The 6,437-nt window shown below is 72.3% G+C and carries 7 protein-coding genes; 2 read left to right on the top strand and 5 right to left on the bottom strand.

Going from position 1 to position 6,437, the window contains the following annotated elements; genetic code table 11:
- From N4P33_RS31030 to miaA, 4 genes are all read right to left on the bottom strand, one after another.
- Positions 1-1,753 (bottom strand): bifunctional (p)ppGpp synthetase/guanosine-3',5'-bis(diphosphate) 3'-pyrophosphohydrolase (locus N4P33_RS31030; protein ID WP_260830273.1); only part of this gene is annotated, 1,753 nt, incomplete at its 3' end.
- Positions 1,754-2,141: 388 nt separating this feature from the next.
- Complete coding sequence (dapF, locus tag N4P33_RS31035) at positions 2,142-3,011, bottom strand: diaminopimelate epimerase (RefSeq protein WP_260830274.1); 870 nt, start codon at positions 3,009-3,011, stop codon at positions 2,142-2,144.
- Positions 3,012-3,084: 73 nt separating this feature from the next.
- The gene (locus N4P33_RS31040; RefSeq protein WP_260830275.1) at positions 3,085-3,600 is read right to left on the bottom strand and encodes a hypothetical protein; all 516 of its coding nucleotides are present in this window, start codon (positions 3,598-3,600) and stop codon (positions 3,085-3,087) included.
- A 108-nt stretch (positions 3,601-3,708) separates the two neighbouring features.
- Positions 3,709-4,647, bottom strand: a complete 939-nt coding sequence (gene miaA / locus N4P33_RS31045; protein WP_260830276.1) for a tRNA (adenosine(37)-N6)-dimethylallyltransferase MiaA — start codon at positions 4,645-4,647, stop codon at positions 3,709-3,711.
- Between the two features lie 182 nt (positions 4,648-4,829).
- Here miaA and N4P33_RS31050 point away from each other — a divergent pair, with 182 nt between their 5' ends.
- Both N4P33_RS31050 and N4P33_RS31055 read left to right on the top strand, forming a co-directional pair.
- Complete coding sequence (locus N4P33_RS31050; protein ID WP_260830277.1) at positions 4,830-5,120, top strand: hypothetical protein; 291 nt, start codon at positions 4,830-4,832, stop codon at positions 5,118-5,120.
- Between the two features lie 21 nt (positions 5,121-5,141).
- Positions 5,142-5,414 (top strand): antitoxin, encoded by a 273-nt coding sequence (locus N4P33_RS31055; protein ID WP_260830278.1) that lies wholly within the window; start codon positions 5,142-5,144, stop codon positions 5,412-5,414.
- 133 nt (positions 5,415-5,547) lie between these two features.
- Here N4P33_RS31055 and N4P33_RS31060 read toward each other — a convergent pair whose 3' ends face one another.
- Positions 5,548-6,264, bottom strand: coding sequence for a class III extradiol dioxygenase subunit B-like domain-containing protein (locus N4P33_RS31060; RefSeq protein ID WP_260830279.1), 717 nt, complete (start codon positions 6,262-6,264; stop codon positions 5,548-5,550).
- Positions 6,265-6,437 lie beyond the last annotated feature (173 nt).

Consider the following 6,437-nt stretch of genomic DNA (forward strand, 5'->3'; position numbering starts at 1 on the left):
GTGGGACTGCATTGGTGCCTTCAGTGGCCGACTGCCCGACCGGCTCAGCGGACTGCGGCGCGGCGCCGTCCCCGGCACCGCGGCGCACACCGGCCGCCGCGTCCTCACCGGCCGCCGCGTCGTCCCGGGCCGGGTGGGCGGTGAGCCACCGCTGGATGGCGATGCGGGCCGCGGGGGTGTGGGCGTGCTCCAGCCACTCCCGGGACGGCTCCGAGGCGGGGTCCTGGCCCATGAGCAGCTGAACGGTGTCGCCGTCCTTCAGCACGGTGCTCAGGGTCGCGAGACGGCCGTTCACCCGGGCCCCGATGCAGGCGTGCGCGTCCTCGCCGTACTGGGCGTAGGCGGCGTCCACGCAGGTCGCCCCGTCGGGCAGGCCGAGCGTGCCGCCGTCGGGACGGAAGACGGTGATCTCACGGTCCTGGGCGAGGTCCTCGCGCAGGGTGGACCAGAAGGTGTCGGGGTCGGGCGCGGCCCGCTGCCACTCCAGGAGCCGGGAGAGCCATCCGGGCCGCGTCGGGTCGGCCCGCTCGCCGTCGCTCGCGGACTGCTCCTCCGGCGGTGCTGCGTAGGGGTTGCCGAGCGCGACGACACCGGCCTCGGCGACCTTGTGCATCTGGTGCGTGCGGATGAGCACCTCGACGACCTGGCCGTCCTCGCGCGCCACGGCGGTGTGCAGCGATTGGTACAGATTGAACTTCGGTACGGCGATGAAGTCCTTGAACTCGGAGACGACGGGCGTCATACAGGTGTGCAGCTCGCCGAGGACGCCGTAGCAGTCGGCGTCCTCGTTCACGAGCACCAGCAGACGGCCGAAGTCGGCGCCGCGCAGCCGGCCGCGTTTGCGGGACACGCGGTGCACGGAGACGAAGTGGCGTGGCCGGATGAGGACGTCGGCCGTGATGTCGGCCTCGCGCAGCACCTTGCGTACCTCGTCGGCGACTTCGGCGAGCGGGTCGTCGGCTCGGGCGGCGTTGCGGACGATCAGCTCCCGGGTGTGCTCGTACTCCTCGGGGTGCAGGATCGCGAAGACCAGGTCCTCCAGCTCCGTCTTCAGGGCCTGGACGCCGAGTCGTTCGGCGAGCGGGATCAGCACGTCGCGGGTGACCTTGGCGATGCGTTCCTGCTTCTCGGGGCGCATCACGCCGAGCGTGCGCATGTTGTGCAGCCGGTCGGCGAGTTTGATCGACATCACGCGGACGTCGTTGCCGGTGGCGACGAGCATCTTGCGGAAGGTCTCGGGCTCGGCCGCGGCGCCGTAGTCGACCTTCTCCAACTTGGTGACGCCGTCGACGAGATAGCGGACCTCCTCGCCGAACTGCTCGCGCACCTGCTCCAGCGTCACATCCGTGTCCTCCACGGTGTCGTGGAGCAGAGAAGCCGTCAACGTCGTGGTCTCGGCGCCGAGTTCGGCGAGGATCAGGGTCACGGCGAGCGGATGCGTGATGTATGGCTCGCCGCTCTTGCGCATCTGCCCGCGGTGCGACGACTCGGCCAGGAGGTAGGCGCGGCGCAGGGGTTCGAGGTCGGCGTCGGGGTGGTGGGCGCGGTGGGCGTCGACGACGTGGCTGATCGCGTCGGGCAGCCGGTCGCGGGCGGTGCCGCCGAGCAGCGCGGCGCGTCCCAGCCGGCGCAGGTCGAGCCGGGGGCGGGCCTTCCTGCGGGACCCGGCCGGTGTGACGTGACCCGGCGTCACCGGGCCCGGGGCCGCGGGGTTCAGGGCGGGCGGGAGGGGATGCTCGGTCTCCGCGTTCATGGGCACCTCCGGCTGCGTGGACCGGCGGACGGGGTGCCCAAGGGCGGACTCGGGCTCAGGGGAACGGTGTACGTCCCCCGTCCGGGCCGGTGCTTGATGCTACCGAGCCCAACACGCGCGGCTGACCGCCTCTCGCCGAGCGTGAAACGGATCACCCATTCGAGCGACGGCCGGTGCGGCTCTCGGGCAACACCGGCCGGTCCGGTCGCTCAGCCTCACGGTCCGGTCGCTCAGCCTCACCGGCCGGTCCAGTCGCTCGGACTCACCGGCCGGTTCGGCCCACCGCGCTCGTCACGCCGACGCGGCGCTCGGCGACGTGCGTGTGTCCGCCGCGCTCGGCGACGTGCGTACGCCTTCCGCGCTCGGCGACATGCGATCGTCGCCGCACTCAGCGGACGGCGCTCTCCAGCCACTCCACGTCGAGCTCCCCCTCGGCGACGATCACGGCGGGGCCGGTCATCTCGATCTCGCCGTCGGGCCCTTCGGTGATCACCAGGGTGCCGCCGGGGACGTCCACGGTGTACGTGGCGGGGGTGCCGGTGACGGCCGGGTCGACGCCGTCCCGGCGGGCCGCGGCCACGGCGACCGCGCACGCGCCCGTGCCGCACGAGCGGGTCTCACCTGCGCCGCGCTCGTGGACGCGCATCGCCACATGCCCGGGGCCCCGGTCGACGACGAACTCCACGTTGACGCCGTCCGGATAGGCGGAGGCGGGGCTGAAGGGGGGCGGTGCCAACAGGTTGCCGGCGTGGGCGAGGTCCTCGACGAACGCGACGGCGTGCGGGTTGCCCATGTTCACGTTGCGGGCGGGCCAGCTGCGCTCGCCGACGCTGACCGTGACGTCGCCCTCGGGGAACCTGGCCTTGCCCATGCCGACGGTGACGTCTCCGTCCTTGGCGATGTGCACGGTCTTCACGCCTCCGCGGGTGGCGATCGCGATGTCCCCCTCGGCCACATGACCGGCGCGCTGGAGGTAGCGCGCGAACACACGCACTCCGTTGCCGCACATCTCCGCGATCGAGCCGTCACCGTTGCGGTAGTCCATGAACCACTCGGCCTCGTCCGCCATGGGCCGTGCCTCGGGGTGTGCCGCGGACCGCACCACGTGCAGCAGCCCGTCGCCGCCGATGCCGGCGCGGCGGTCGCACAGGGCGGCCACGGCGGCGGGGGCCAGGTCGACGGCGTTCTCGGGGTCCGGGACGATCACGAAGTCGTTCTCGGTGCCGTGACCCTTGAGGAAGGCGATCCGCGTGCTCATTCCTCGATCGTACGGGGTCGGTACGACAGCCGGTTCCGGCGGCCGGTCGCGGCCGGCTCACCGTACGCGCGGGTCAGCGCAGCCGGGCGACCCGCCAGACGGCGAGGGCGACCACGGCGGCGACCATCACGGCGTAGGCGATCACGACCCGCCAGTCGGGTCTGCGTCCGGAGCCGCGGGCCGGCAGGCCCGGCCAGGTGTAGCCCACCTTGCGGGCGGCCATCATGCCCCAGCCGGCCGCGCAGGAGCAGATCAGCAGACCCAGCATGGCGATCACCGCGCCGCTGTCGCCGAAGTCGAAGGCGAGCGGGAAGGCGAACATCAGGGAGCCGACCGCGGCCAGGCCCACGATGGGGGCGAGCTGCCACAGGCGCAGCCGACGCTGCGGGCGCAGTTCGACCTCGACCTCGTCCCCGCCGGTGAACATCTCGTCGGGCTCGGGGCCGTCGTCGGTCACACCGCCCTGCGTCTCCTCGGGCCCGTCGGGGCTGAGATCAGGGCTGAGACGGTCGTTCTCCTGGTCCGGTACACCTCGCTCGGTGGTGAGGTGTTCGGTGCCTTGTGCGGTGTCGCGAGGGCCGGCCTCCATCGCCACGCGCCCTCCCAACTAGGACTCCACTTGGTCGATCGAAGCTCGATGATGGCACGGCGCCACAGGCCCGGATGACGGCCTGGGCGTCCCGATGCCATGACGTGATCAGGCTGTAACCGGTCGTTCGACCAACGACAGCGCGAGCTGCGGAAGTTCCCCGCGGTCCGCCGCGGCCCCACTCAACCAGTGCACGCGCGGGTCGCGCCTGAACCATGAATCCTGACGGCGCGCGAAGCGCTTGGTGGCACGGACGGTCTCGGTCCGCGCCTCCTCCAGGGTGCACTCCCCGGCGAGGGCGGCGAGCACCTGCTGGTAGCCGAGCGCGCGCGAGGCCGTACGCCCCTCGCGCAACCCTTGCGCCTCCAGTGCGCGCACCTCGTCCACGAGGCCGGCCTCCCACATCCGGTCGACGCGGCGGGCGATGCGCTCGTCCAGTTCGGGACGGGAGACGTCGACGCCGATCTGGACGGTGTCGTAGACCGAGTCGTGGCCGGGGAGGTTGGCGGTGAAGGGACGTCCGGTGATCTCGATCACTTCGAGGGCGCGGACGATGCGGCGGCCGTTGCTCGGCAGGATGGCCCGGGCGGCGTCGGGGTCGGCGGCGGCGAGACGGGCGTGCAGCGCGCCGGAGCCGCGCAGGGTGAGCTCCTCCTCCAGGCGTGCCCTGACCTCGGGGTCGGTGCCCGGGAACTCCAGGTTGTCGACGGCCCCGCGGACGTAGAGGCCGGAGCCGCCGACCAGGACCGGCCAGCGTCCCTCGGCGAGCAGCGCGTCGATCCGCTCCCGGGCCAGACGCTGATACTCGGCGACGGAGGCGGTCACCGTCACGTCCCAGATGTCCAGGAGGTGATGGGGGATGCCGCCGCGTTCCTCGGGCGTCAGCTTGGCGGTGCCGATGTCCATCCCCCGATACAGCTGCATCGAGTCGGCGTTGACCACCTCGCCGCCGAGCTGCTGGGCCAGGAAAACGCCCAGATCGGACTTTCCGGCCGCGGTCGGTCCGACGACGGCGATGACGCGGGGGGTGGGGGATGCGCTGCTCACCGATCCAGTCTCCCAAACCTCCGACACTGCTCTCGAACGAGTTACGTGACGCGACCGGCGCGGCGTCGTTGCCCGTTGCGAGGTTCCTGCCGCCGGATCGCAGAGGCGGTGGCCCGCGTCGCGCAAACGGACGCACCGGGCTACGCGGGATTTCGCCCGCACGAGTAACGTATGGAGTGGATATGGGCGTTTTTGCACGGCTTCTCCGGAGGTCGAAGGCCACGGAGGAGGCGCAGACCGCCGGGACTCAGGCGGGCGAAGCGGCAGCCGAGCCGAAGAAGGAGAACGCGGCCGAGGCCGAGACCGAGGCCGCAGCAGCGAAGGGGTCGTCCGACGCACCGGAGGCGGCTGAGCCGGTGGTGGCGGAGACCGGCGAGGCCACCGGCTCGCAGGGCACGGAGAGCGTCGAGATCCCCAAGCAGCAGTCCTCCGAGGCGGCCGGCACCGAGACCGGTGAGGGCGCCCGCACGTAACTGCCGCGAGGAAGGTGGACCATGGGTTTCCTGGACCGTATGAAGGACAAGCTGGGCCCGGCGAAGGGCAAGGTCTCGGACCTCGCACAGCAGCACGGGGACAAGATCCAGCACGGTTTGGACAAGGCCGCCAGGACCGTCGACCAGCGGACCAAGGGCAAGTACAGCGACAAGATCCAGTCGGGTACGGGCAGGGCCAAGGAGGCCATGGAGCGCATCGCGCACAAGAAGGACGAAGGAGGTCCGGACGCGGGTGGCAGCACGCCGCCGGCCGGGCCCCCGCCCGCCTCTTGAGCGACGGCACCGTACGACAACGGCAGGACTGCCCCGATTCATGACTGCAGGGGCATGAAGGCGGACGGCCGCGGAGCGCTGCAACAGCTCCCGGCCGTCCGCCGTTTCACGACCGGTTGCCGGGCGGGCAGTGCTACGACCAGGTGGCCACGATGTAGCCCACTCCGTACGGCGCGTCCTCGTACAGCAACGCGCCCTCCAGTGCGGCGTGTTCGCCCGCGCCCGCGAGGACCTGCCAGGGAGCGCGGCCGGACACCTTCAGCTCGCGCGCCAGGCCGGTGTCCAGCTCACGCAGTGCCTTCACATCGGCCGACCCCAGCGCTCGGGCAACCCCCGCGTCGAACGGCTCCGCCCGCTCGTCGAGATACCCCGGCGCCTTGAGCGTCCGGCACGCGCTGGCGTCGCCCATCACCAGCAGCGCCACCCGCTCCGCGCGCGCGGCGATGTCCCGTCCCTCTTGGATACACCGCTCGGCCGCGAGAGGTTCCCCCACGCCGAGTCCCTCGATCGGGGCGCCCGACCATCCCGTGCGCCCCAGCAGCCAGGCACCCACGGCGAGCGCGTACGGCAGCTCCCGCCCGCTCGTCGCCTCCTCACCGGCACGCCCCAGACGCACGTCGACATCGACGCCGAACCCGCGGAAGGAACCCACGGTGCCCTCCGGGTAGGCCTCGACCTCACCGCTGTCCACCGGCCCGACGACCACGAGCCGGTCGGGCCGAGCGGCGGCGAGCACCCCCAGCGCATCCGTGCACGCGGCGCGCGCGGCATCCAGCTCGGGCGCCGCACCCGCGGCAACCTCGGGCACGAGCAACGGCGGACAGGGACAGACAGCGGCGGCGGCAAGCATGATCGGCAGCGTAACTCGGGACGAGCAGGTGCAGCACGCCACGGCGGGCCGGGGCACCGGGCGAGCCACCGCCGCCAGGCCCTGTCGTCAAATCCCCGTCGTCCGCCCGGAGGGCGGGCCTGGCGGCGGCGTGGGGGCACCTCCCGCCCGAGCCGTGCGAAGCGCGGTTCGAG

Origin of the sequence: Streptomyces sp. 15-116A, from assembly GCF_025290915.1 — a bacterium.
Lineage (GTDB): Bacteria > Actinomycetota > Actinomycetes > Streptomycetales > Streptomycetaceae > Streptomyces.